25 protein-coding genes are annotated in these 26,167 nt (G+C 56.6%); 18 read left to right on the forward strand and 7 right to left on the reverse strand.

The genetic code is table 11. The features are described 5' to 3' along the window. The 15 genes from B2W52_RS14485 to B2W52_RS14555 all read left to right on the forward strand — a co-directional run. A partial coding sequence (locus B2W52_RS14485; RefSeq protein ID WP_414673507.1) for a bacteriophage T4 gp5 trimerisation domain-containing protein occupies positions 1-759 on the forward strand: 759 nt, incomplete at its 5' end. Beyond that, positions 756-1,550 (forward strand): DUF4123 domain-containing protein, encoded by a 795-nt coding sequence (locus B2W52_RS14490; RefSeq protein WP_092030164.1) that lies wholly within the window; start codon positions 756-758, stop codon positions 1,548-1,550. The genes B2W52_RS14485 and B2W52_RS14490, both read left to right, overlap by 4 nt. After that, positions 1,550-3,679, forward strand: coding sequence for a LysM peptidoglycan-binding domain-containing protein (locus tag B2W52_RS14495; RefSeq protein WP_273017614.1), 2,130 nt, complete (start codon positions 1,550-1,552; stop codon positions 3,677-3,679). Before B2W52_RS14490 ends, B2W52_RS14495 begins: the two co-directional genes overlap by 1 nt. A gap of 14 nt (positions 3,680-3,693) precedes the next feature. Next, positions 3,694-4,647: a formylglycine-generating enzyme family protein gene (locus B2W52_RS14500; protein WP_273017613.1), complete on the forward strand. Its 954-nt coding sequence runs from the start codon at positions 3,694-3,696 to the stop codon at positions 4,645-4,647. A gap of 196 nt (positions 4,648-4,843) precedes the next feature. Beyond that, positions 4,844-5,947, forward strand: a complete 1,104-nt coding sequence (locus B2W52_RS14505; protein ID WP_008175930.1) for an AI-2E family transporter — start codon at positions 4,844-4,846, stop codon at positions 5,945-5,947. A 100-nt stretch (positions 5,948-6,047) separates the two neighbouring features. After that, positions 6,048-7,190, forward strand: coding sequence for a zinc-binding dehydrogenase (locus B2W52_RS14510; protein WP_108019406.1), 1,143 nt, complete (start codon positions 6,048-6,050; stop codon positions 7,188-7,190). Beyond that, entirely contained in the window at positions 7,190-8,251 is a 1,062-nt protein-coding gene (locus B2W52_RS14515) for a proline racemase family protein (RefSeq protein WP_273017612.1), read from the forward strand. Before B2W52_RS14510 ends, B2W52_RS14515 begins: the two co-directional genes overlap by 1 nt. A 172-nt stretch (positions 8,252-8,423) precedes the next feature. Continuing rightward, positions 8,424-10,073 (forward strand): AMP-binding protein, encoded by a 1,650-nt coding sequence (locus B2W52_RS14520; protein ID WP_062785387.1) that lies wholly within the window; start codon positions 8,424-8,426, stop codon positions 10,071-10,073. Beyond that, positions 10,070-10,486, forward strand: a complete 417-nt coding sequence (locus B2W52_RS14525; protein ID WP_273071259.1) for a PaaI family thioesterase — start codon at positions 10,070-10,072, stop codon at positions 10,484-10,486. Before B2W52_RS14520 ends, B2W52_RS14525 begins: the two co-directional genes overlap by 4 nt. A 4-nt stretch (positions 10,487-10,490) precedes the next feature. Then, a complete protein-coding gene (locus tag B2W52_RS14530; RefSeq protein WP_273071261.1) occupies positions 10,491-11,294 on the forward strand; it encodes an alpha/beta fold hydrolase in 804 nt (267 codons plus the stop codon). Positions 11,295-11,372: 78 nt separating this feature from the next. Then, on the forward strand, positions 11,373-12,176 hold the full coding sequence (locus B2W52_RS14535) for an ABC transporter ATP-binding protein (protein WP_273071262.1): 804 nt from the start codon (positions 11,373-11,375) through the stop codon (positions 12,174-12,176). Further along, entirely contained in the window at positions 12,173-12,895 is a 723-nt protein-coding gene (locus B2W52_RS14540; RefSeq protein WP_064227239.1) for an ABC transporter ATP-binding protein, read from the forward strand. The genes B2W52_RS14535 and B2W52_RS14540 overlap by 4 nt, the downstream gene beginning before the upstream one ends. 72 nt (positions 12,896-12,967) lie before the next feature. Beyond that, positions 12,968-14,179: an ABC transporter substrate-binding protein gene (locus B2W52_RS14545; protein WP_286803657.1), complete on the forward strand. Its 1,212-nt coding sequence runs from the start codon at positions 12,968-12,970 to the stop codon at positions 14,177-14,179. Between the two features lie 106 nt (positions 14,180-14,285). Continuing rightward, positions 14,286-15,173, forward strand: coding sequence for a branched-chain amino acid ABC transporter permease (locus B2W52_RS14550; RefSeq protein ID WP_041645051.1), 888 nt, complete (start codon positions 14,286-14,288; stop codon positions 15,171-15,173). Between the two features lie 2 nt (positions 15,174-15,175). Further along, positions 15,176-16,171 (forward strand): branched-chain amino acid ABC transporter permease, encoded by a 996-nt coding sequence (locus tag B2W52_RS14555; protein WP_008175909.1) that lies wholly within the window; start codon positions 15,176-15,178, stop codon positions 16,169-16,171. A gap of 49 nt (positions 16,172-16,220) precedes the next feature. Here the strand turns inward: B2W52_RS14555 and B2W52_RS14560 are convergent. Together B2W52_RS14560 and B2W52_RS14565 are read right to left on the reverse strand one after the other, a co-directional pair. Beyond that, positions 16,221-17,437 (reverse strand): IS3 family transposase gene (locus tag B2W52_RS14560; RefSeq protein ID WP_286803658.1). Its coding sequence is split into 2 segments (ribosomal slippage): positions 16,221-17,074 and positions 17,074-17,437, totalling 1,218 coding nucleotides; the frame shifts between segments, so codons are not numbered across the junction. Positions 17,438-17,558: 121 nt separating this feature from the next. Then, positions 17,559-18,086, reverse strand: coding sequence for a hypothetical protein (locus B2W52_RS14565; RefSeq protein ID WP_008175906.1), 528 nt, complete (start codon positions 18,084-18,086; stop codon positions 17,559-17,561). 113 nt (positions 18,087-18,199) lie between these two features. Here B2W52_RS14565 and B2W52_RS14570 point away from each other — a divergent pair, with 113 nt between their 5' ends. Together B2W52_RS14570 and B2W52_RS14575 are read left to right on the forward strand one after the other, a co-directional pair. Next, positions 18,200-19,369, forward strand: a complete 1,170-nt coding sequence (locus B2W52_RS14570) for an efflux RND transporter periplasmic adaptor subunit (protein WP_273071381.1) — start codon at positions 18,200-18,202, stop codon at positions 19,367-19,369. Then, positions 19,366-22,005 (forward strand): efflux RND transporter permease subunit, encoded by a 2,640-nt coding sequence (locus B2W52_RS14575; RefSeq protein WP_286803659.1) that lies wholly within the window; start codon positions 19,366-19,368, stop codon positions 22,003-22,005. The genes B2W52_RS14570 and B2W52_RS14575 overlap by 4 nt, the downstream gene beginning before the upstream one ends. A gap of 12 nt (positions 22,006-22,017) precedes the next feature. Here B2W52_RS14575 and B2W52_RS14580 read toward each other — a convergent pair whose 3' ends face one another. Both B2W52_RS14580 and B2W52_RS14585 read right to left on the reverse strand, forming a co-directional pair. Then, positions 22,018-22,791, reverse strand: a complete 774-nt coding sequence (locus tag B2W52_RS14580; RefSeq protein ID WP_104270236.1) for a DODA-type extradiol aromatic ring-opening family dioxygenase — start codon at positions 22,789-22,791, stop codon at positions 22,018-22,020. Between the two features lie 26 nt (positions 22,792-22,817). Beyond that, complete coding sequence (locus B2W52_RS14585; protein ID WP_273071374.1) at positions 22,818-23,258, reverse strand: DoxX family protein; 441 nt, start codon at positions 23,256-23,258, stop codon at positions 22,818-22,820. Positions 23,259-23,362: 104 nt separating this feature from the next. Between B2W52_RS14585 and B2W52_RS14590 the strand changes: the two genes are divergently transcribed. After that, entirely contained in the window at positions 23,363-24,253 is an 891-nt protein-coding gene (locus B2W52_RS14590) for a LysR family transcriptional regulator (RefSeq protein ID WP_273071372.1), read from the forward strand. 24 nt (positions 24,254-24,277) lie between these two features. Here the strand turns inward: B2W52_RS14590 and B2W52_RS14595 are convergent, their stop codons facing one another. Genes B2W52_RS14595 through B2W52_RS14605 form a run of 3 tightly spaced genes read right to left on the reverse strand, consistent with a single transcriptional unit; the run spans position 24,278 to position 26,127 of the window. Beyond that, entirely contained in the window at positions 24,278-25,105 is an 828-nt protein-coding gene (locus B2W52_RS14595) for an ABC transporter permease subunit (RefSeq protein WP_273071371.1), read from the reverse strand. Then, positions 25,098-26,027, reverse strand: a complete 930-nt coding sequence (locus B2W52_RS14600) for an ABC transporter permease subunit (RefSeq protein ID WP_286803660.1) — start codon at positions 26,025-26,027, stop codon at positions 25,098-25,100. The genes B2W52_RS14595 and B2W52_RS14600 overlap by 8 nt, the downstream gene beginning before the upstream one ends. 4 nt (positions 26,028-26,031) lie before the next feature. Then, positions 26,032-26,127 carry a hypothetical protein gene (locus B2W52_RS14605; RefSeq protein WP_286803662.1) on the reverse strand — a complete coding sequence of 32 codons (96 nt, stop codon included), beginning with the start codon at positions 26,125-26,127 and terminating at the stop codon, positions 26,032-26,034. Positions 26,128-26,167: the final 40 nt, after the last annotated feature.

Consider the following 26,167-nt stretch of genomic DNA (forward strand, 5'->3'; position numbering starts at 1 on the left):
CACGCCACCAACACACCGCCGTATTCGCTGCCGGAACACAAAACCCGCACCACCCTGAAAACCAAGACCCACAAGGGCGAGGGCAGCAACGAACTGCGGTTTGAGGATGAGGCGGATCAGGAACAGATCTACGTCCACGCCCAGAAAGACCTGGACCTGCTCACCGAGAACAACCGCACGGAGGTGATTCGAAACGACAGTCACCGCACGGTCGAGAACAACGATTTCAGTCACGTCAAAGGCAATGAGCACCGCACTGTCGATGGCGAACAGCGTGAGTCGGTCGGGAGTGATTACAGCCTGTCCATCGGTGGCAGTCTTCACAGCAAACAGGGCAAAAACCAGCTCGTTGAAGCTGGCACCGAGATCCACCACAAAGCGGGTATGAAAGTCGTAATCGAGGCGGGCGCCGAACTCACGCTCAAGGCGGGTGGCAGCTTTCTGAAGCTGGATCCCAGTGGCGTTACGGTCTCCGGGCCTTCGGTGCGCATGAACTCTGGCGGTGGGCCTGGGAGTGGGAGTGGGGTGTCGGCCCAAGACCCGGCGCTTCCGGCCAGCCTGAGTGAAATTTCCGATACGAATGAACCGGCACAGCTTGCTGAAACCGACACCCGGACTGTAGCAGGGCCTACACCAAGTTCGGTGCAGGCCCTGAATGCGGCGGCCAGGAACGATGTTGCACTGGTCAAGCAATGCGGGCGCAAGCCGGATGGCACCTGCGCCCTCTCATCCTGTTCATGCGAGGGTGTGACTGCATGATAGGGCTGGATGAAACAACCAGGGCGAAGGCCTACATTCTTTTCGACGGTGCATTGTTTGATGCACCGCGCTTCACCTACGAGCATGATGATCAGCCCCAACTGGAATATCTGTTCTTGGGCACACCACATGAAGCGGCTATGGAAGTAACCCCTTGCCTGGTCAAACCCTCCGAGCGTACTCGGCTTTGGCGTGCCCAGTCGGAGTGGCAGGATAAAGCCATTATCCTTTTATCGGATCAAAGCCTCCCCCTTGTGGCGGGCCATTTGCGCAGTTTGCTCAGTGTGCAGATGCCGAATGGGGGATTCTCCTACCTGCGCTATTACGCACCCAAGCAGCTCACGCGGCTGATGTCTGCACTGAATGAGCAGGAACGCGCTCGCTTTAGTGGGCCAGTCAGAGAGTGGCTGGCCTTCCAGCCGAACGGAGAGCTATCCCGGTTCGATTCAGATGGCTCGCAACACTTCAGGAAAGCGGCTGAGGAAGGCTGGTTTCTCCTCACTGAAAATCATGTGGTAGTGCTGTCACAGAGCGCCAGGCATGAATTCGTCGAGAAGTTGGGCCGTTTTCTCAACATCACGGATCGAGCACGGTTGGAGCAACTCATCAATGAGGCAACCGCGCTGGGTTTTCGAACCGAAAAGGAGGTTAGCCGTTACTCAGAGCTGGCTGTGGTTCACGGGGAGCGGATCAAGCTTGCCGAAATCCGCACCATTCTGTCTGACTCTGAGGTCTCGGCTAGCGCACGTCTGAAAGCAGTGGATAACCATTTGGCATACGGAGTTGCCTGATGAATTCTGAATACACCGTTCGCTCCGGCGACACCCTCAGTGCGATTGCACAAAGGCATCAAACAACCCTGAGCAGCCTGATGCGGCTGAATCCTGCAATTGAGAACCCGGATCGTATCTTCCCCGGACAGCTGCTCAAGCTGCCAGCGGCCAACGAGGCTGATTTCTCCAACTGCGAAGTGGGATCTATTGCTCAGGAGCCTCCCTGTTCCGAAGAAATCGTGGAAGTTGTTCATGTAACCGGGTCTGACGAACTGATTCTCCTGACTGAGGCGGAGTTGGCGGAGTGGGTCGAAGAAGAGGAATTCGTTTGTGGCCCCATCACTGAATTTTACGGGAAGCTTGACGGGCTTGATGAGGGTGAAACCGACTCTGAACTGGGCGTGAGTGAGGGCGAAGGGCGCTTGCTGTCGGAAGTACAGGAGGAGAAAGAACGGCTGATAGACGAACTTGAGGCGCGCTCAGTCCTGACCAACGACATGCAATCCATTCCACCGATTACTGAAATAAAGCGGTTGGCCGGCAATAAGCACGTCACATTTGTTCGCTCTGACAAGATCGCGAACCACCCTCGCCGGTATTCGATGGCATCGCGAGACAGGGAGCGCAGTAAGGGTTGGCTAACCGAGAACGGCGTTGATCCGGCTAAGCTACGAGATGCTATCCGAAGCGAACTTAACATCAAGTTCAACGCAACCCTCTGGGAGCCGGATAAAAATGGCGCGCTGATGACGACGTTGAACAAGTTTTACGATGAGGCATCCTGGTCCATCTGGGGAGACGCGGAAGCCAGGCGGGAAGCGGTCGATGAAACCGGGTTTGATGCCTCCGCAGAAGCACAGTTCATGCGCTTTGCTGCCGGTGCGGCAGCTTCGGGTGAATTTGATCCGCGCAAGGGGAAAGTGCATTTCCAGGCGAAAGCAGAGGGGCAATATGCGCTTGCGCAAGGGAAAGTGGAAGTTGAGAAGTCGTATCCTGCGAACAACCGATCACAAGTCCGTGTTACCTATCGCTTAGGTGGACCAGATGGCGAACGTAAGGAAGTTTCCTTAGGGCATTTTCAGGCAAAGGTTCGGGCAGCTCTAAGCGGTTTCGCAGGTGCTTCGGCACTTATTGCGGCCAATGTAGAGGTGAATAGCAGTAATGGTATTCCAGAGTTAAAGGGCGTAGCAGCCAGAAAGGATGGGCAAGGCGCATCGGTGGATGGCGGTGTGTTTGCTGGTATACGAGCCGGTTGTGAACTTGCAGGCGCCTTGCTCTGGACGGATGTTTTATCTAGGAAATCTCAGTGGCAAAAGCTTTGTGAGATCGGTAAAAAAGTTGAGGGAGCTGCAGGGCTTGGAGGCGAATTTCAGATCCGCTTGGAATTTAGCGATACGACTGGGAAGTTTTATTTCAATGTGCACGCGGGTATTGTCTTTGGGGTTGGAGCATCCGGCAGCTTTTTACTTGAAGTTGACCCATCGAATATCGTCCAGATGTTGCATTACGTCTACAAAGCTCTTGGAGACGTGGATTTCAGGCATCTTGAGTTATTCGATCCCGTAACCGATGCATTTGGATGGTATGGGCGACTGTCGGTGTATGCATTGGGTACAGGCGTAAACCTTTCCCTCGCAGCGGCGAACCTCGCGGAACAAGGAACTCAAACGGTTATCTCCTTTTTTAACGACCTTTCCATCGCACTCTCTTCGAGTCTGGATCGCGAGCGCGTGGCGCTAGAATTCGCCACCAACATAATCTCAGACAATGAGAAAGGCGAAGAAAGTATCTTGCGGCACTCGCCACCCGAAGCCAAAGCTAGATTGTTGTTTATTTTGACGGATGACTTTTGGCTGACTCCGCAACTGTTTGATGGTACCCGCACCAAAGTCCAAGCCGTCTCCCTGATTTTGCAGTCGATGCAAGGATGGAGGGATTTTGAAGAAACCATCGTGAGAATAAATGAAAGTGCGGAGCCTTTCCCTCAACAATTCGATGAGAATGTTCGGAGAGTGTTCAGCTTTATTGGGAAAAATTTAAATGACTACCGGCTTTATCGAAAAGTTTTGCATGGTCAACGAGCAAACTTGGTGGGGCCCGTTCAACTTGATCCGTTTTCTGCCTGTAAGGTTTGTGGAATAGCTTGAGGAACAGACGTCGTATGATTGCGAATTTCAGAATATGGATAGGCGCTGCCGTATTTGGGCTGGTTGTTGGCTGTTCGAGCTCGTCTCAGCAACCCTCGGAGGACGAGCTCGCTATGGTTTTGGCAAATGCGGAGGATAGCCTCGTCTTTATAGAAGGGGGAGAGTTCCGACTGGGAGATGTCGGCCAAGCTTCCGGCGAGCCATTCTCACCGCTACTAGAAAATAACAAGCCCCCGATAATGGTCACCATTCAGGATTTTTCGATGCAGAGCAAGGAGGTCACTTGGGGTGAATTCTTGGTTTTTCTCCGCGACGTTGGCCGAGCAGGTAACTATACCGTTGAAAATGGGTTTAGGAATGCGGCGAGATTACCAATTGAGTCGAATGATGATCCTACCTCCCCAAACTATGCATTGAAGCCAGCAAGAAGCCCCAATTACTCCGAGGCTGAAGAATATTGTGCATGGCTTGCTGAGAAGACTAATTTGCCGTTTGCAATACCGACAGAGGCACAATGGGAATACGCAGCAAGGAACCGGGGACAACGCATTGCGTACGCTACGAATACCGGTGAATTGCTACTGGATGACTATCTACAGAAGACTTCAGTTGATCCTTTGAAGCCTGTAACGGGGAACGTCCTCATTCACTCTTCGTTCGCTGTGGAGAGGCGTCCTGTTGGCTCTTATCAGCCGAGCCCTTTGGGTTTGTACGATATGACTGGAAACGTGCCTGAGTGGACGCGTGACTGGTTTCAATCAGGCTACGGGCACCTTGACGCAAGTAATCCAGTGGCGTCTGAGCCAGGTGAAGGTCCTGATAATTTAAAGAAGAGTGTTCGTGATATCGCTGGGTATGGAGACCACAGTGGTGGCTTGGCGACAGTCTATGCCCGGCGAGCTGTCAGTGTTGATTCGCCCAATCAGGGCTTCCGATGCGTCGTCAATCATCCTGAGCCGATAAACTAGGGAATGACAGGAATCCGTCAAAAAAATTGAAGTGCCGAGCTTACATTTCGTTTTCGAAACTTCGGTTTTTGCTTCAAGTGAACCCCGCGTAACCCTCTCCCGGGTGCGCTCGCGCCATGGTGAAGGTAGACTGACCGTTTTTAACACTGGCCTGGATTTACTGGGCCAGTTTTTTTCACGGTATACAGGCTTCATCATGGAAGACCAATCCACAAATAAGGAACCGGCGGGTGAGAACAAGCGCCTGCTGATTTCATCGGATCTTGCCACGCCGATATACGGTTTGTTCGGCCTGGGAATCCTGTACACCCTGTACGTGGCTCATCAGATTGTCCTGCCCATCATTCTTGCGGTAATGACGAGCCTGCTGCTCTCGCCCCTGGTCAAGAAGGCATACGTTAAGTGGCGGGTTCCCCGGATGATCAGCTCCCTGGTGTTTGTGCTCCTGGTGCTCGCCGGCATCGTCGGCATTACACTGGCCGTCGCGACGCCTGCCCTCAAGTGGGTTGAGGAAGTGCCCCAGGGGATATCGAGGCTGCTGGTGGGCGAGAGCGAAATCAGTCGCCAGATCGCCAGAGTCTCCGAGTCTGCGGAACAGGTTGAAAAGTCCGTTGAGGAGCTCTCGGAGTCAGAAAGGCAACAGCCAACGACGGTTGTTCTGCAGACGGATTCCTGGCGCAACCAGCTGATGACCAAAGCCCGGAACGGCATCGCTGGCCTGGCTTTGGCACTGGCATTGACCTATTTCCTGTTGGTGAGCGGTGATCGTCTGATCAAGAACTTTGTCCGTCAGTTGCCCATTGATCAGCGGAAAACCGTGCTTCGGATTACCCACGATTCTCAGCATCAGATTGCCCAGTACCTGGGCGTTCTCGGCCTGAGTAATCTGGCCGTCGGCACCACAACGGGCCTGATCTGCTGGGCCGTCGGGCTGCCGGATCCGGCTGTGTGGGGGCTGGTCGCCGGGCTTGCCCGGTTCATTCCCTACCTCGGGGTTATTCTCTCTATCTCCATGCTGACGATTGTCTCAGCCATTAGCCTTGATGAGTTCTGGATGATGGCCATTGCGCCACTGGGCTTCCTCGGTTTGACCACGCTGGTCGGGTTCTTTATCGAACCCTGGATTCACGGCTTTCGGATGGCGATCAATCCGGTGATCATCTTCGTCTCGATCTTCTTCTGGGGCTGGCTCTGGGGGCCGGTGGGCGTGCTACTGGCGGTGCCTCTGATGACGGTCATCCAGGTGGTACTCAAGCAGATTCCCAAGCTGCGTCCTGTCTATAAAGTGATTGCCCGGTAGTCTGATAATGGATACCCGCAACACGCACTGACACGCCCGGTAAACTCACCTATCCTCTTTGAATACCCGAAATTCAGCAAACAGGGAGGATCGTCAGCCCATGATCCCGAACACCATGAAAGCCATGGTTCTTACCGGTCACGGTGATGTCGATAAACTGGAGTACCAGGACGTGCCTGTTCCTGCGCCCGGAGCCGGTCAGGTGCTTGTTCAGGTTACGGCAACGGCGAAGAACAACACCGACCGCAAGGCACGGGAAGGGCTGTATCCCACCAAAAAAGGCGAAATGACATCCTTCCAGATGGGCGGCAAGCCCACGCTGGTTTTTCCGCGGATCCAGGGGGCAGACATCGCCGGGCGCGTTGTGGCTGTTGGTGACGGTGTGGATGAGTCCCGCATTGGAGAACGGGGCCTTCTGGATTTCAACATCTACGCCAATGACCGCCGAGACATCAATCTCACGCCCGATTACTACGGCCACGGTGCCGACGGCGGTTACGCGGAATACGTAGCGCTGCCGGCTGACCAGTTCCATCACATACCCAATGCCGAACTGGCGGATGCCGAAGTGGCGTCCATGGGCATGTGTTCCTACCAGACCGCCATGCACATGCTTACCTCGGCCAACATCAAGGCCGGAGAGCGGGTCCTGGTGACCGGCGCGAGCGGGGGCGTTGGCACGGCCCTGATCCAGCTTTGCCGAATTATGGGGGCTATTCCCTATGCTCTCAGTAAACAGGACAAAGCGGCAGCGCTGTTGGAACTGGGCGCCGAGGCGGTGCTGGATCGCTCCGATATGGACAGCTTTGTAGATCGGGTGAAAGCGGAAACCGGGGGCAAGCCCATTGATGCGGTGATGGATCTGGTGGGCGGAGAGATGACCGATGTGTTCATCGACACCATGATCTTCGATATGAACGCCCGCAGCACCTACCCGCGCCTGAGTATTGCCGGGGCCAGTGGCGGCAACATCAGCGAAATCCTGTGGACCCGGATCTACCTCTATCAGGTACAGATTTTCGGGGTGTCTCATGGCACCCGCGAAGAGGCGGAACAACTAATGGCCTGGATCCGGGGAGGGCAACTGAAACCGGTTCTGCACGGTGCTTTTCGGCTCTCTGATCTGCACCGGGCAGAAGAATATTTTGTGAACCGGGGTAGTAATTATCTCGGCAAGATCGTGATCGTTCCCGACTCACAATGGGAAGAACACGGCCAACCCTGGTCACTGGAGAGCGCTTGATGAAACCGGAGCTGACCATTCAGTTGATGGATACCCATGCCGGCGGTGATGTCAGCCGGATCGTGACCGGTGGCATTGATCTGTTGCCCGGCGATACCGTGCGAGCGCAGATGGAGTACCTGCGGGATGACGCCGACGGTCTACGCCGGCTTTTGCTGGAAGAGCCCTACGGGATACCGGAAATGTCTGTGGATCTGTTGGTGCCGCCCACGGATCCGCGAGCTGCCGCCGGTTACATCATCATGGAAGTCATGGGCTACCCTATCTACTCGGGCTCCAACACTATCTGCACGGCTACTGCGGTGCTGGAAGCGGGCATTGTGCCCAAACAGGAAGGCCAGCAGAGTTTTCTACTGGAGTCGCCCGCCGGACTGGTCCAGATTGAGGCGACGGTGCACGACGGAGTGGTAGAAGCCATCACCTGTGAAGGTCTGCCCAGCTATATCCACACCTACAAGGCCACCATCGACGTGCCTTCGCTGGGCGAGATTACCTACAGCGTTGCATACAGCGGCGGCTTTTATGCCCTGGTTGATGCAGCCAGCATGGGCTTCGATCTGACCCTGGACGAAGAACGCAAACTCGCTGAAACCGCCCACGCCATTGTCGAGGCGATTCAGGCAGAGCGGGGCTTTTCCCATTATACGCTTGGCGACGTAGGGCCACTGCCGTTTCTGCACTTCATGGGCCCTGTGGAACATGTGGCAGAGGGCTATTACCGGTCCCGCTCGGCAACCTATGTGCATCCCGGTGTGATCTGTCGGAGCACCACGGGCACCGGCACGTCCGCCCGTCTGGCGTTGATGAACTACGAAGGCAGTATCAAGCCGGGCGACAAGCTGGAAACCGTTTCTCTCAGAGAGACGGGCTTTATCGGTGAATTCACTTCCGTTGAGGAAGAGGGTGAGTACCAGGTGATCAAAAACAGCATCACCGGCAAGGGCTATGTCATTGCCCGCTCCGACATCGTGGTCAATTGCGATGATCCCATGGTGGAGTGCGGCTCCCTGCACCACATACTTTCAAGCCGCCATCCCGGAAAGATCAAACCGAAATCCTGATTTTTGTGTTTGATCCTCTCAAGGGTGCGGCAGGCCTGTCGCACCCGCTTTTCCTGCTCATAAAGCCCCGCAGATTTCTTCCTTTTTGGTCTAAAGTTTACCTTTACGTAAAGTGAAGCCTGTGCTAAACCTTGACCCGTGCTTTCAATGATAAAAACAACAGGAGTTGAGAATGAGCCTTCCGGAATATACCGACGTTTACAACAACTTCGATCCTGCTGCTCTGGAAGCGGACATCCTGGATGGACGTCTGGATAGCGGGCTCAATGTCTGTCACGAAATCTGCGACAAATGGGCAGATGACCCGAGTCGGGTTGCGCTTTACTACGAAACCGAAGATGGCGGTGACGGCACTCTGACTTTCGCCGAGCTGAAAGAGGCCTCTGCGCGTTTTGCCAATTATCTGAAATCCCAGGGCATCGGAAAGGGCGACCGGGTGGCTGCACTCCTGCCGCGCACTCCGGAGCTGCTGATCGTTATCGCCGGAACCCTGCGTGCTGGTGCCGTGTATCAGCCGCTGTTCACGGCCTTTGGTTCCGGGGCGATTGAGTACCGGTTCGAGCGAGCCAGCACCAAGCTGGTGGTGACCAACCCGGAGAACTATCCCAAGCTGAACGACGTCAAAGTCTGCCCGCCGGTTGTGGGTGTAAGCGCCAGTGAGATTGGCGCGGACATCCCTGACTTCGAAGAGACCCTGGCGGCCCAGTCCAGCGATTTTGAGCCTGTCATGATCAAGGGCGACGATCCGTTCCTGCAGATGTTCACTTCTGGCACCGTGGGTAAGTCCAAGGGGGTTGCGGTACCGGCCAAAGCGCTGCTGGCGTTCTACGTTTATATGAAATACGCCATTGATCTGCAGGATGGTGACAGGTTCTGGAACGTGGCCGATCCCGGTTGGGCCTACGGTCTTTACTATGCCGTGGTTGGGCCGCTGCTGATGGGCCACGCCACGCACTTCAACCCGGGTGGTTTTACCCCGGAATCCACCTACGACATGATCCGCAAGTACAAGATCACCAACCTGGCTGCGGCGCCTACGGCTTACCGTTTGCTCAAGGCAAACGATCACGTGCTGCCGGAAGGCGAGAACCTGGGCCTTCGGGTTGCCAGCAGTGCCGGCGAGCCTCTGAACCCGGAAGTGGTGAACTGGATTCGCAACCGTCACTACTGCCCGGTTAAAGATCATTACGGCCAGACCGAGACTGGCATGACCTGCTGCAACTTCCACGGTCTGGCGCATCCGGTCCGTGAAGGCTCCATGGGCTATGCCTCTCCTGGCCACAAGGTGGTCGCGCTGAACGAGAAAAACGAGGTTGTAGGCGAGGGTGAAGTTGGTCAGCTGGCGGTTGACGTAAAAGCGTCCCCGCTTTTCCACTTCGACGGTTACACCTGGGGTGAAAAGGACCCGTTCGTTAACGGCTACTACCTCACCGGTGACATGGTCATCAACCACGGCAATGGCAACTTCTCCTTCAGTGGCAGGGATGATGACATCATCACCACGGCCGGCTACCGGGTGGGACCGGCAGACGTCGAGAGCACACTGCTCGAGCACGCCGCTGTGGCGGAGTCCGGCGTTGTCGGCAAGCCGGACGAAAAGCGCGGTTCCATCATCAAGGCTTATGTGGTGATCAAGGGCGATTACGCTCTTGGAGACGAACAGGCCCTGAAAGACGAACTGCAGGAGTTGGTGCGTCGCAGGCTCTCTACCCACGCCTTCCCGCGGGAAATCGAGTTTGTGGATGAGCTGCCCAAGACGCCCAGTGGAAAAATCCAGCGGTTCGTTCTGCGTAATCAGGCCAAGGAAGAAATCGGCGCATGATCATTACGTTTGAAGAGCTGCAGGCCTTCCTTGATGAACAGTTTCCGCAGGGGGAAGCCTACGGCACCCTGCAGAAGCTCGGGGATGGCTGGGCGGAAATGAAGCTGGAAGTGGATGAGGCGCATCTCAGGCCCGGGGAAACCGTATCCGGGCCAGCCATGATGGGGTTGGCAGACGTTACCCTGTATGCCGCGCTGTTGAGCAAGATTGGTCTGGTGCCGCTGGCAGTGACCACCAACCTCAATATCAACTTCCTCCGCAAGCCGGTGGCCCATCAGCCCATCTGGGCCCGGGCCACCATGCTCAAAGTGGGCCGCACCATGGGTGTGGGTGAGGTGTTTGTCTACTCCGAAGGCGCGGAAGAGCCGGTGGCCCACTCCACCATGACCTACTCAATTCCTCCAAACCGGTAAGTCCATGCAGATTCGTGACATGATGGTGCCGGTAGGCGATGGTGTTGAGCTGGAAGTGAGGCGGATCCAGCGCGCGGAACCGAAAGGGCCGGTGTTGGTTTTTCTCCATGAATCCCTTGGCAGCATCGCGCTGTGGCGAAAGTTCCCGGAAAAGCTGGCGAAAGCCACTGGCTGCGATGCACTGATTTATAATCGGCAGGGCTACGGCCATTCTTCCGACGAAGAACTCCCGCGCCCTTATGATTACCTTGAGGTTGCCGGTCATCGGTGGTTGCCCCGGTTGCTGGACAAGCTCGAGATCAGGGATGTTGTGCTGATTGGGCACAGCGACGGTGGTTCCATTGCCCTCGTGGCCGCTGGCGCCATGGGTGGCCGTGTGAAGGCTCTGGTAACCATGGCCGCACACATCTATGCGGATCACCTCACCCTCGCTGGTATAGAGGAGATGGCCGTTCGCTATCGGGAGACGGATATACGGGATCGTTTGGTCCGCTATCACGGCAACCGGACTGACGACCTGTTCAACGCCTGGCAGACAGTCTGGCGGGACGAAGGGTTCCAATCAGCCATGGATTTCAGTCGGTGGCTGGCGGCAATCGAATGTCCGGCTATCATCATTCAGGGGGAGAACGATGAATACGGAGTACCTGAGCAGGTAACGGATATTGTTGCAGGTATCGGGGAAAATGCCCGTGGGGTCTTTCTCGAAGACGCCGGGCACTCTCCACACCTGGAAAAGCAGGACCAGGTAGTAGACCTTCTATACGACTTTTTGCGTAGCGAGAGTGTACTTAAAAACTGCAATTAAGTGTTGACGTTTACGTATACGTCAATCTAATCTGGTAGTCAGATAAAACGCACAACAATAACAAAGGTAGATTGGCTCATGAGTGAACAGTACGTTCTGGAGACCCGTAACCTTGTCAAAGAATTCAAGGGCTTTGTTGCGGTCGACGACGTGAACCTGAAGGTTGAGAAAGGCCATATTCACGCCCTGATCGGCCCTAACGGTGCCGGCAAGACTACGGTCTTCAATCTGCTCACCAAATTCCTGATCCCGACCCGGGGCCAGATCCTGTTCAAGGGTCAGGACATCACCACCATGAAGTCCGCCGCCATCGCCCGCCAGGGCATTGTTCGCTCGTTTCAGATCTCGGCCGTATTCCCTCACATGACCGCGCTGGAGAACATCCGGGTTGCCTTGCAGACCTTCGAGGGCACCTCCTTCAGTTTCTGGAAATCCGGTAATTCCCTGCACAAGCTCAACCAGCGTTGCATGGAGCTTCTGGATGCCGTGGGCCTGGCTGAATTCGCCAACACCACCACGGTTGAGTTGGCGTACGGGCGCAAACGGGCGCTGGAACTGGCGACCACGCTTGCCATGGAGCCGCAACTGCTGTTGCTCGACGAGCCGACCCAGGGCATGGGTTCGGAAGACGTTGATCGCGTTGTGGAACTGGTACGCAAGGCTGCGGAGGGTCGAACTGTCCTGATGGTTGAGCACAACCTCAGCGTGGTCAGCAAATTGTGTGATCGCATCACCGTGCTGGCCCAGGGTGCCGTTCTGACCGAAGGCGATTACGCAGCAGTTTCCAGCGATCCACGGGTTCGCGAGGTGTATATGGGCAGTGATGGTAGCGGAGAGCGCGGCACCACCGCCGACAGTGATCAGGCGGAGGCAGCGCAATGACCACGAAATCCGATCGCGAGTACGAACAGCTTCGTCTGTCCGGATTGCATGCCTTTTACGGCGAATCTCACATCCTCCACGGCATCGACATGGTCGTGAACCGGGGAGAGCTGGTGACTTTGTTGGGCCGTAATGGCGCGGGCCGAAGTACAACGCTCAAAGCCATCATGAATATGGTTGGTCGTCGAACCGGCTCCATTATGATCAATGGTGAGGAGACAATGTCCTGTGCACCTCATCATATTGCCAGGTTGGGTGTCGGGTATTGCCCCGAACATCGGGGCATTTTTTCCTCACTCAGTGTCCAGGAAAACCTGACACTACCGCCAGTTGTGCGTAGCGGCGGCATGAGCCTGGAAGAAATCTACAACATGTTCCCCAACCTCTATGAACGACGCTTCAGCCAGGGCACCAAGCTGTCCGGTGGTGAGCAGCAGATGCTGGCCATGGCGCGTATTCTGCGCACAGGCGCTAATATGCTGCTGCTGGACGAGATCACCGAGGGCCTGGCGCCGGTTATTGTAGAAAAGCTGGGGGAGGTCCTGATTGCCCTGAAAAACAAGGGATTGACCATTGTCCTGGTTGAGCAGAATTTCCACTTCGCAGCACCGTTAGCCGACCGTCACTACGTTGTTGAGCACGGTCAGATTGTGGAAGAAGTCAGCGCCAATGAACTGAGTGCCAAGCAGTCGGTGCTGGATAGCTATTTGGGGGTCTGATCCCGGATAGGACGAGAGCAAGAAAAGCAACAACAACCCGAACCAACGCAAGACAGTAGCGGAGATACAACAATGACAATGATGAAAAAGCTTCTGACATCAGCCGTTGCATCAGCCATGATGGCAAGCGGAGCCCAGGCGGCCATTTCCAACGACACGGTCAAGATCGGTTATCTGGCGGACATGTCCGGCACCTACCGTGACCTGGCAGGTCCAAATGGCCTGAAGGCTCTGGAAATGGCCATCGCTGATTTTGGCGGGCAGGTAAACGGTGCCAAGATTGAAGTGGTCAGCGCCGATGACCGTAACAGCCCGGATACTTCCTCCAGCACCGTTCGTCGCTGGGTTGAGAACGAGGACGTAGACCTCGTAGCCGGTATGGTCGCTTCCTCTGTTTCCATTGCCGTGAGCAAGATTCTGGAAGAGCACGATCGCCTCGGTATCATTTCCGGTTCAGCGGCTTCCAGCATCACCAACGAGCACTGTACCCCGAACCACATCCACTACGTTTACGACACCTATCCGCTGGCCAACGGCACCGCCAGTGCGGTCGTTAAAGAAGGTGGCAAAACCTGGTACATGCTGACTGCCGATTACGCTTTCGGTCATGCTTTGGAAGGCGACGTGACTCGCGTGGTCGAAGCCAACGGTGGTGAAATCATCGGTTCAGTGCGTCATCCGTTCCCCACTCAGGACTTCTCATCGTTCATCCTGCAGGCTCAGGCATCCGGTGCTGATGTTATCGGTCTGGCAAACGCCGGCGCCGACACAACCAACGCCATCACCACCGCCAGTGAGTTCGGCGTAACCCAGTCCGGCCAGACTCTGGCGGCACTGCTGCTGTTCCTGACTGACGTGCATGCGCTTGGCGCTCAGACGGCCCAGGGTATCCAGCTCACCACCGGTTGGTACTGGGACATGAACGATGAAACTCGTGAGTGGTCTGATCGCTTCATGGAAGAAACCGGCGTGCGTCCGACCATGGTTCACGCTGGCATCTACTCCAGCGCCATGCAGTACCTGAAAGCCGTAGAGGCCACCGGTTCTGACGATGCCCAGACTGTGCGCAAGCAGATGATGGACACTCCGATCAACGACATGTTTGCCAAGAACGGCAAGATCCGCGTTGACGGCCGCATGGTGCACGATATGTACCTGGCGGAAGTGAAGACCCCGGCCGAGTCCAAGAACGAGTGGGATCTGTACAAGATTCTGCGGACCATCCCGGCCGAAGAGTCTTACCGTCCGCTCTCCGAGAGCAAGTGCAAGCTGGTCAATAACTAAAAGCGACCGTTATGGGTTCGTCCTGCAACAGGGCAGGGCGAACCCATGAAAACGGAAAAGAATAAAGCCAAAAAACAATCCCTGTGCTGCTTCTGGAGTTAGCCCAATGTCCATGATTTTCGGCGTCCCTTTAGCTGTGCTATCCGGCCAGCTCCTGATCGGAATAATCAACGGCGCCTTTTACGCCCTTCTGAGCCTTGGGCTCGCGGTCATCTTCGGTCTGCTGAAGATCATCAATTTTGCCCATGGCGCCATGTATATGCTCGGCGCCATGACCACCGTCCTGATGTTCGACTATCTGGGCGTGAATTACTGGGTCGCCTTATTGCTGGCGCCACTTCTGGTTGGTGCCTTCGGTGTCGCCATTGAATATTTTCTGCTGCGTCGCATTGCGGGGCAAGATCACATCTACAGTCTGCTGCTGACGTTCGGCGTCGCGCTGATCATCTCGGGTGTTCTGGTGAACTGGTTCGGGGTTTCCGGGCTTCGCTATACCATGCCGGACATGTTCAAGGGTGGCGTAAACCTCGGCTTCATGTTCATGCCGTACTACCGGGCCTGGGTCATCGTAGCGGCACTGGTCGTCTGCTTTGCAACCTGGTTCGTGATTGAGAAAACCAAGCTGGGCGCCTACCTGCGGGCCGGCACGGAAGACTCTCAATTGATGCAGGGTTTTGGCATTAACGTGCCGCTTCTGATTAGCCTCACCTACGGGTTTGGTGTTGCGCTGGCAGCCTTTGCAGGTGTTCTGGCCGCGCCCATCTACTCGGTGACACCGGTCATGGGGTCGGCCACACTGATTACGGTCTTCGCCGTGGTGGTTATCGGCGGTATGGGCTCCATCGGCGGCGCCATCATCACCGGTATTCTGATGGGCGTGATTGAAGGGCTCACCAAAACCTTCTACCCGCCGGCATCCTCGGCGATCATCTTCCTGGTCATGGTTCTGGTTCTTATGTTCCGGCCCAGTGGCTTGTTCGGTAAGGAGGCATAACCATGAATCAGCCAGTCAATTCCGCCGACATTCACAAGGCTATCGTTCAGGAACAGGCCGCTCAGGATCGCAAAAAGATGATGCTGAACGGTGTCCTGCTGCTCCTCCTGCTAGCGGCACCGTTCATGATCTATCCGGTCTTCCTCATGAAGATCCTGTGCTTCGCGCTGTTTGCGGTGGCGTTCAACCTTCTGTTCGGCTTCACCGGCCTGTTGTCATTTGGCCACGCAGCCTTCCTGGCCACAGGGGGCTACACCACCGGTTACCTGCTCAGTAATTACAGCGGGCTAAGCACCGAGATGGGCATCATCGCCGGTACGCTGGCGGCCACAGTGCTCGGTACTGGCTTTGCGTTGCTGTCGATTCGTCGCCAGGGTATCTATTTCGCGATGGTAACCCTCGCGCTTGCCCAGCTTGTGTTCTTCTTCTTCGTCCAGTCTGAATTCACGGGTGGTGAAGACGGTATGCACGGCATTCCCCGTGGCGAGTTGTTGGGCTTCATCAATCTTGAAGACAACCTGAACATGTATTACTTCGTCCTGGCGGTGTTCATCGCCTGCTACCTGTTGGTACAGCGTATCGTCGGTAGTCCGTTCGGCCAGGTGCTGAAGGCGATCAAGCAGAACGAACCCCGTGCCGTCTCCCTGGGCTACAACGTGGATCGCTACAAAGTGCTCGCGTTCGTCATCTCGGCGGCCCTGGCCGGTCTGGCCGGTTCCATGAAGTCTGTGGTGTTCCAGCTTGCCTCCCTCAACGATGCGCACTGGCATATGTCGGGCGAGGTCATCCTGATGACTCTTGTTGGTGGTATGGGAACACTGTTGGGCCCGGTGGTTGGTGCCACCTTCGTGGTGAACATCGAGTACCAGTTGTCCCAGGGTGCCCTGCGTGACTGGGTGGACCCAATCCTCGGCGGGATTTTCGTCCTGACGGTACTGGCATTCCGTAGCGGTATCGTGGGAGAGATCCAGAAGTTCGTGAAAAAGAACCTGGGCTGACGCCTGCTTTAGCTCGGTGTCTAGTCCTGAAATAGGTTTACACCTATTTCTATCGAAACGCCCGGTGCACCGCATCGGGCGTTTTGTATTTTAGGGCCAGATGTGGCCGCCTTGTGTTATAGGTCTGCACGGACTGATCGACCATCTTTTGAGCTTCCGCCAAGTCTTTGGGAAGCACCAGTAAGAACTCTGTTTTTAGTATCCCATTCACCCTCTCGGCCAGCGCATTCTGGTAGCAGTCGTAGCCATCTGTCATCGAACAACGAATGCCGTATTTGGCATGAAGTTGCTGATAAGGGGCTGAGCAGTACTGGACGCCCCGATCCGAGTGGTGAACCAGCCCTCCAGAGTATTGCCTTCCCTTCAACGCTTTTTGCATGGCTTGTATTACGGCCGCCGTATGGAGCGTGTCATGCACGTGGTGGCCCACGATTTTGCGTGAGAAGGCATCGGTAATCAGGCTGAGATAGGCTGAGCCCTGACGTGTCGGCAAATAGGTAATGTCTGCTACCCAGAGCTGCTCGGGCGCGTCTGGCACGACCTGCTCCGGCCCTGCTTTCAGCAAGTTAGGATGGCAGCGAAAGTGGTGATGGCTGTGCGTAGTCTTATGATAAGCCCGCTTGCGAGGAACCAGTTGTCGGTGGGCTCGCAGGAGATCAAATAGTCGGTCCCGGCCTATGCACAGGGCCTTCGGTTTAAGGAGTGAATGCAGCTTGCGGGTGCCCAGACGAGGTTGGTGCAGGCACTCTTCCCGTACAAAGTCCAGCACCCGGCGATTATGGGCCTGACGAACCGCATCAGCTTTGAAGTGCTGGTAATACGCCTGACGGGAGAAACCTAGATATCGGCAAGCCCGAGTAACGCTCAGGCTTTGGATCTGCTTTTGCGCGAGGACTTGCCGGACCGCTTTTTTATAACGCGACAGCCATAGTCTTTCTGCAGTACATCCACAACGGATTCAAAGAATTGAGCTTTCTGGTTGGCATCATCTAGCTGCTGTTCTAATTCTTTGATGCGCTGCTCGGGTGTCAGTGGAAGATCCGGTTTGGTCATCGCAGCCCCCTTGCGAACGAAAAGCAAAGCCATCGGGCTCCAGTCCTGCTGACCATGCTTACGTAACCACGTTAGCACCGTCGAGCGCCCCTGGATACCGTATCGTTCCTGGGCTTGCTTGTACGTCATCTCGCCTTTTTCAACTTGGCCTACCACCGCCAATTTAAAGGCCAGGGAATAATCTCGTTGACTCCTACGCCTCTTCGTATTCATAACACCCTCCGTAATCTCAAGTAGGAAGGTGTAAACCTTATTCAGGACGGGTCACGGAAAACAAAAAGGGCCACCTCTGGGGGTGGCCCTTTTTGTTGTTCAACTGGCAGGGTTTCTCGGGTTAGAACTCCGCCAAACGACTGGGTGTACCCACATACACATAAACCGCTGAATCGCCGCGGAAGGCCACCTTGTGAACCGATACATTCGGTTTCCCAGCCTCAGCCGCGCTGAACCGGGTGACCATTCCTGCATTCATCCCATCCCTCGTTCTTTCCCCTTCAGTGCTTGACCAGCTATCACCCAGGCACTGCCCCATCCAGTTTACAGCCGTGTTGTACCTGGTGGTCGCCACCTCGTCGTTGGGAGTATTGCCGGAGCAGACGTAGGCGCTGTCGTTATTGGCCCAGCTCCAGACTTCGCAGTGTCCGCGGATAATCTGTTCTTTGGCATTGTAGACAGTTACCGAGCTGAAACTATTGGAGCTGCCACGGTAAGCCTCAAAACCAGAGGGGTAATCAGCAACGATGCCTTTCAGTGAGGCGCAGGGATCGTCAACGCCCAGCGACAGCGTGTTCTGGATTGAGCATCCCGCCAGGGAAAGCCCGATGATGACGGAAGTAAATTTTACGGTTTTGGGGATTTTCATTGAGTGGATCTCTGAAACGAACGATTCAGGGAAATATAGCAAAGATTCGACTAATCTTATTTTCGACTTGATTGAACCCCGCCAAGAGACTGCCATTTCAGGGAAGACAGACGATGGAAGGCTATAAAAATTTCCGCATTGCCGTAGTTTCAGTGTGTGCAGGTTTGTTGTTGGCAGGCTGTTCCGAGCCTCAGGAGCCAAAGCAAACCAGTCCCGTTGCCGTTTCCGTGGTGGTACTTGAGGCCAGTGAAATCCGGCCTTCCCGGGAGTTTGTTGCCAGAACGGCCGCTTCCGCCAAAGCGGATATCACGCCGCGCATAGAAGCGGAAATCCGGGAAATTCTTTTTACCGAGGGCGCGAAAGTCAGCCAGGGCGAGCTCCTGATCCGGCTTGAGGACACTCGCGCAAGCGCTGATCTCCAACAGGCGGATGCAGAACTGGCTGCGGCCCGCGCCGAAGTGGATTCTGCGAGCCGAAATCTGAAACGAGGGGAAGAAGTGTCGGAGAAAGGCTTCCTGTCGGCTGCGGACCTGGACAAACTCAAAGACCGATTCAGCGCAGCTGAAAGCCGCCTTCAGGCTGCCCAGGCGGCCGTTCAGAAGGCAGGAAGTAACCTCGAGTACGCTGAAATACGAGCACCCTTTGATGGCTGGATCGGCCGCCTGAACTATGACGTAGGAGCCGTGGTCGGTCCCTCTTCTGGAGCAATAACCTCTATCCAGGTGACCGACCCTGCCTACGTCGAATTCCAGATCAACGAGGCTGACTTTATCAACTTCCGCCGCCGGGGAGCAGAATCTGCTCAAGCGCTATCCAGATCCCTGGGGCTCTATCTTACCCTGCCAGACGGCGAACGCTATGAGCAGGCTGGTGTGCTGGACTTCGCCGACGTGCAGACGGACGCCAGCACCGGCACCGTTGCGATGCGAGCGGTCTTTCCCAATCCCGACGCGGTGCTCGTGCCCGGCCTCTACGTAACGCTCCGGGTTGAGGGGCAGTCCGGAGAACCGCAGGTGCTCGTTCCTCAAGTGGCGGTTCAGGAAACCATTGAAGGCAAGTTTGTTCTGGTGGTTGATGACCAGAATCAGGTTGCCCAGCATTTTATCCAGACCGGCTCCCGGGAAGGCGCGCTGCTGGTCGTTAGTTCAGGTCTCGAAGCCGGTGACCGGGTGATTGTCGAGGGCCTGCAGAAAGTGCGACCCGGGGTTACGGTCAGTCCCGTTGAAAAACAGATTGATCAGCAAACCGGAGCGCTCATCCAGATGGGTGGGGCTGGCCAATGATCAGCCGGGTTTTTATTCATCGACCGAAGTTTGCGTTTGTTATTTCCATCCTGATCACCCTGGCCGGGTTGCTGGCGTTACGCATTCTGCCGGTCAACATGTATCCGGACATGGCCCCGCCCCAGATCCAGGTGAACGCCTCGCTTCCCGGCGCCAGTTCCCAGGTGGTGGAGGAGGCGGTTATCCGGCCGGTCGAGCAGCAGCTGAACGGCGTGGAGGGCATGATCTATATCGAATCCACCGCGTCCAGCGATGGCACGGCCAAGATCACCCTGACGTTTGAGAGCGGCACCGATACAGACATCGCCCAGGTAAACGTCCAGAACCGCGTTGCCCTGGCGGAACCGTTTTTGCCCGATGAAGTCCGGCGACAGGGCGTGGTAGTCAGCAAGCAGGCTGGCAACATGCTGATGGGTATTAACCTGACCTCCGAGCGACCGGATCTCGACGGCGTCTTCCTCAGCAACTACGCCTCCAATAACCTTGTTGAAGCACTTGGTCGGGTGCCAGGGGTAGGGTCGGCGGAAGTGATGGGCGCGAAAGACTACAGCATGCGAGTCTGGCTGGATCCCCGCCGGATGGCCTCCCTGGATGTGACCGTCGCCGAGGTTGCGGCCGCGCTTCGTGAGCAGAACCAGATTGTCGCGGCCGGCAAACTCGGCCAGCCGCCCGTGCCTGCGGGCCAGCAGTTTGTCTACAGCATCCAGACCCGGGAGCGCCTGTCAGACCCCGAAGAGTTTGCCCAGACCATTCTCCGCTCCAGGCCCGATGGCGGCTTTGTGCGCCTGAGAGACGTCGGGCGTATCGAGCTGGGTTCCCGTTCCTATACCTCCACCGCGAAACTGAACAATCAGGACACAGCATTCCTGGTGATCTACCAACTGCCCGATGCCAATGCACTGGAGGTCGCGGAACGGGTAAAAGCACTGGTTGATGAGGCCTCAGGCAGTTTTCCGGCGGGAGTGAATTACACCGTCCTGTACGACACCACCGAATTCATCAGCCGCTCCATCAGTGAAGTCATCGTTACCCTGTTCCAGGCCGTCGGCCTGGTGATCCTGGTGGTGTTCCTGTTCCTGCAAAACTGGCGTGCCACGCTGATTCCGAGTATTGCCATCCCGGTTTCCCTGATCGGCACCTTTGCGGTTATGTCAGTGCTGGGCTATTCCATCAACACCATCACGCTGTTCGGGCTGGTGCTGGCGATCGGCATCGTGGTGGATGACGCCATTGTGGTTATCGAGAACGTGGAACGCATTCTTGCTGAGGAGAAGCTGCCAATACGCGAGGCGGTCACCAAGGCGATGGCGGAGGTCACAGGGCCGGTGATTGCCACCACGCTGGTTTTGTTGGCCGTGTTCGTGCCTGTTGCCTTCATGCCCGGGATCACCGGCAAGCTCTACCAGCAGTTCTCGGTCACCATTTCGGTGGCCGTGATCATTTCCTCAATCAATGCGCTGACACTGAGCCCGGCCTTGTGCGTTGCGCTGCTTGGCAGGAGCGGGGACAAAGCCATTGGCTGGCTCCGGCCTTTCGAGGTACTGATTACGCGGACCACCGCGGGCTACTCGAAGCTGGTGGTGCAGCTCCTGCGCAAAGGGGCGCTCGTTGGCGTTGCCCTGGTGGTGATTCTGGTTGCCGGTGCCGGCCTGTTCAAATCAGTGCCTTCGGCGTTCGTCCCGCCGGAAGATCAGGGCTTCCTGTTCGTGGATGTGCAGTTGCCCGATGCTGCTTCCCTGGAGCGCACGGAAGCCGTGCTAACCAAAGTAACGGACATGGTTCTGGAAGACCCGGCAGTAACTGACTTCATTACGGTATCCGGCTTCTCGCTGCTGGGTGGCGCATCCTCAAACAATGGCCTTGGCATTGTAATGCTGAAAGACTGGGAAGAAAGGGAAGATGCCAGTCTGGGTCTGGGGGCGGTCATTCCCAGACTGTATTCCAGGCTCTGGACAATCCCCGAGGCACAGGTGATGGTCTTCAATCCGCCTCCGATCCCCGGGTTGGGAACCTCATCCGGCTTCGATTTCCGTCTGCAGGACAATCAGGGCAGGGACGTCTCCGAACTGGCGCAGGTTATGAATGGCCTTATCTATGAGGCCAACCAGAGGGAAGAACTATCCCGGGTATACAGCACCTATCGCGCGAACATTCCGCAATATCTGCTGGAGGTTGAGAGGAATAAAGCCAAGGCCCTGGGTATTGAGCTCTCCGATATCTTCTCAACCCTGCAGACCCAGCTCGGCTCGCTCTACGTGAATGACTTCACCCGTTTCGGCAAGAACTACCGCGTACTTCTTCAGGCCGAAGGCGAGTTCCGGCAGCGTCCGGAGGACCTGTCCCATTACTTTGTCCGCAACCGGGATGGCGACATGGTGCCACTGACCACGCTGGCTTCGCTCCAGCCTGTGCTCGGGCCCTCAAGCATCCAGCATTTCAACTTGAAGCGCTCGGTAACCATCTCCGGGGAGGCGGCAGCGGGCTTTGCCAGTGGCGCCGGGGCTGCAAGCCGGGTAAGCCTCGGTATTACGGTTCTCAGTGGCATGGTTGCCGCCACCGTTCTGGGCACATTGCTGGTCCCGGTATTTTACAAATGGATCCAGTCTGTTCGGGACCGCCGCCAACCGGCAGCGTAGTTCGCTGACCGTTCAGGCTGGGTGCTGAAAAACGAAAGCATCCATGGCCAGAACACCGTGTTCGATCCCGCCATCAATCAGCCCGCCGGGTTGCTGCTCCCCGGCTGCACCGGCGGCCACCAGCAAAGGTAGAAAATGCTCGGTGGTTGGGTGCGCCCGCTTGGCATGGGGGGCCTCCTCCAACGCTGCTATCAGTTGCTGATGGTCGCCGTCCTGCACTTTGGCACGGACCCAATCCGTGAATTCCCTCGCATACCCGGATGCGTTCGGGTCACCCCAGCGAACCTCATACAGATTGTGGGTAAGGCTGCCTGATCCGATGATGAGCACACCATCATGCTCGAGCGGCTGCAGGGCCTGGCCCAACCGCCAGGCAGACGCAGGCCCAAGATCCGTTGGCATCGAAACCTGGAATACCGGAACCGAATGATCAGGGAACAGGTGCATCATTGGCACCCAGGCCCCGTGATCCAGCCCCCGGGTCTCGTCAGCACTGGCCTTCCAGCCCCCTGCCTCCAACAACGCCAGAGCAGTTCGCGCAAGTTTCGGATGGCCTGGTGCCGGATAGTCGAGGTTATAGAGTTCGGGTGGAAAACCCCGAAAATCGTGAATCGTCTCGGGTGTTTCCGAGACGCCTACCCGGATTTCTTCCGTCATCCAGTGTGGTGAAACCACCAGCACAGCTGCGGGCCGGGTCAGGCGTTTGCCCAGCTCTGTCAGGGCCGGGCCAGCAAGGCCCGGCTCCAGCGCAAAGGTGGGAGCGCCGTGGGAAACAAACAGACTCATGATTGCTCCTCCGGGTTGCGGTGGTGTTATCTGGCTGCAATCGCGCGATCAATGGACGCGCGGCCTGCGCCGCTGAATACCAGGGATACGGATACGGCGAGCAAAGCCAGGCCAAACTCGTACCCATTGTTGCTCATGAACAGGCCGTTGCCGATATGAACGCTGAAAATAGCGATCAGCATGGCGAATGCCAGTATCGCGCTGGCAGGGCGAACCAGCAGGCCGATGATCAGAGCCAAGCCACCAAAGAATTCCGCACCACCAGCCAACAGCGCCATCAGGTAGCCGGGGCTCAGCCCGATGGAATCCATCCATTGTCCTGTACCTTCCAGGCCGTAGCCGCCAAACCAGCCAAACAATTTCTGTGCGCCATGGGCGGCGAAAATGATACCGACAGGGATCCGGAGGGCCAAAGCGCCCCAGCCAGCGTCAGTGGCGATCAGTTTGTTCAGGAATGCGTTGTTCATGATGAATCTCCTCGGGTGTGTTTCGAACATGGGAGTACTTTACAAATATCAATAAACGGGATAAATGTGGCTTTATTGAATTAACTGTTTCGGAAAAAGAAACAATGGATCGATTGCTGGAGATGCAGACGTTCTGCACCGTGGTTGAGGCGGGGAGCTTTGTGGCTGCGTCAGAGAATCTGGGGATGTCCAAGGCCGCTGTCTCGCGTTATGTCAGCGAGCTGGAAAGTCGTCTCGGGGTTCGGCTGCTGCAGCGGACCACCCGCCGCCTGTCGCTGACGGGGGAGGGCGAGGTGTTTTATGTCCGATGCCGGGAGTTGCTGGCTGGCGTTGAGGAGGCAGAAGCGGAAATTACCTCCCGCAATGATGTCGCGCGGGGCACGCTCAGGGTGAACGCGCCGGTCAGCTTCGGGATCAGCCACCTTGCGCCTTTGTGGGGAGAATTCCACGCCCGCTATCCGGACGTGGAGTTGTCGATCGACCTCTCGGACCGGCTGGTGGACATCGTTGAGGAAGGTTTTGATCTGGCTATCCGGATTGCCACCCTGCAAAGCTCTACACTGGTTAGCCGAAGGATTACCTCCACCCGGTTGATAGCCTGCGCCTCGCCTGATTACGTTGCCACCCATGGCGCCCCCAGCAAACCGGAAGACTTGGCCAGCCACAGGATTATCGGCTACAGCAACTTCACCACAGGTAACGACTGGCCTTTTGAAGGCCCCGATGGCTCAATCAGCGCGCGGGTAAGGCCGTGGATGTACGCCAATAATGGTGAAACCTGTTGTGCCGCTGCCGTGGTCGGGCAGGGCATCGTGCTTCAGCCCGGTTTTCTGGTACACAAAGACCTGGAAGCCGGAAGGCTGGTGGAGCTGATGCCTGACTATCGCTCCACCGAGCTTGGCGTATACGCCGTCTATCCCACCCGCAAGTTCGTCACACCCAAAGTCCGTGCTCTGGTTGACTACCTGGTCTCTGCCTTTCCCGATTCCCTGTGAAGGCAAGGGCCAGCCCCCCAGACGCTAGGCGTCTGGTGTCTGAAGCCGCTTACGTTCCGCCCGGCGCATCAGGTACCAGGCAATAAACGCGATCAGCGATACCGCCACGATGATCAGCGTGGCGAACGCGTTGATCTTCGGCGAAACTCCCATCCGTACGGAGGAAAACACCACCATCGGCAGCGTGGTTGCACCCGGGCCGGACACGAAGCTGGCAATCACCAGATCATCCAGCGACAGAGTGAACGCCAGCAGCCAGCCAGATACGAGCGCTGGAGCAATCACTGGGAGTGTAATCACGAAGAAGGTCTTCAGTGGCGTAAAGCCCAGGTCCATGGCCGCCTCCTCGATGGAGCGATCCACTTCCTGCAACCGGGCCGACACCACTACCGCCACATAGGCACTGCAGAAGGTGGTGTGGGCGATCCAGATGGTGGCCATGCCACGATCCACCGGCCAGCCGATGGTCTGGGCCATCTGCACGAACAACAGCAGCAGCGACAGGCCCGTGATTACCTCCGGCATAACCAGCGGCGCGGTAATCATGCTGGACAGCAGTGTGCGTCCGCGCATCTTCTTGAATCGGGTGATCACGAAAGCACACAGCGTGCCCAGGCACACCGCCATGCTGGCGGAGTAGAAGGCAATCCGCAGGCTCATCCACACCGCCGACAGAATCTGCTCATCCCGGAACAGCTCGCCGTACCAGTGCGTCGAGAAACCGGCCCACACCGACACCAGCCGGGACGCGTTGAACGAATACACGATCAGCACAAACATCGGCAGATACAGGAACAGCAGGCCGAGAACCAGCATCACTTTCGAGAAACTGAACGAACGCGATTTAACCATGCTTTTCCATCTCCCGGGCCTGGAAACGATGGAACAGCACGATCGGCACCAGCAGTAACAACAGCATTACGATCGCGAGGGCAGACGCCACCGGCCAGTCGCGATTGTTGAAGAACTCCTCCCACAACACCTTGCCGATCATCAGCGTATCAGGCCCGCCCAGCAGTTCCGGGATCACGAACTCGCCCACCGCGGGAATAAATACCAGCATGGAACCGGCCAGAATGCCGGCCTTCGACAGGGGCAGGGTAATGGCCCAGAAGGTGGTCAGGCTGCGGCAGCCCAGGTCTGACGCTGCCTCCAGCAGGCGCACATCCAACTTCACCAGGTTGGTGTAGATGGGCAGCACCATGAATGGCAGATAGGCGTAGACAATGCCCAGCACCACCGCGAAGTTGGTGTTCAGCATCTTGAGCGGCTGATCGATAAAACCCAGCCACATCAGAAAACTGTTCAGAAGCCCCTGATTGCCAAGGATGCCCATCCACGCATAGACGCGGATCAGGAACGAGGTCCATGAGGGCAACATCACCATCAACAGCAACACCAGTTGCCAGTGTTTTGGAGCCCGGGCCATGGCGTAGGCCATGGGGTAGCCAATGAGCAGGCACACCACCGTTGCCAGGAATGCTGTTTTCACCGACCCCCAATAGGCGGCGAAATACAGGCTGTCTGAAAGCAGGAACAGGTAGTTGCCAATGTTCACCACCACCGACAGGGTGTTGTCCACCCACCGGAATACGGGCTCGTAAGGGGGGATGGCCATGACCGCCGAGGTCAGACTGATCTTCAGCACCAGCGCAAAAGGCAGGAGGAAGAACAGCAGCAGCCACAGGATCGGGATACCGAACACCACCCGGCGATTAAACAGCACTGCACGCACCCGCTCGGTCAGAGGGGTGGGTAAAAGTTTCCGTCTCATTTGCTCAGTTCCAGAGCAGGATGGGGCTGGAGGCTTCCCAGGATACGAATACCCTGTCGCCCCAGGTTGGCCGCTCGCCACGGCGTTCCACGTTCGCCATGGTCGCCTGAACGCGTTTGCCGCTGGCCAGCTTTACGTAG

Origin of the sequence: Marinobacter sp. UBA2498, assembly GCF_002341575.1 — a bacterium.
Classification (GTDB): domain Bacteria; phylum Pseudomonadota; class Gammaproteobacteria; order Pseudomonadales; family Oleiphilaceae; genus Marinobacter; species Marinobacter manganoxydans.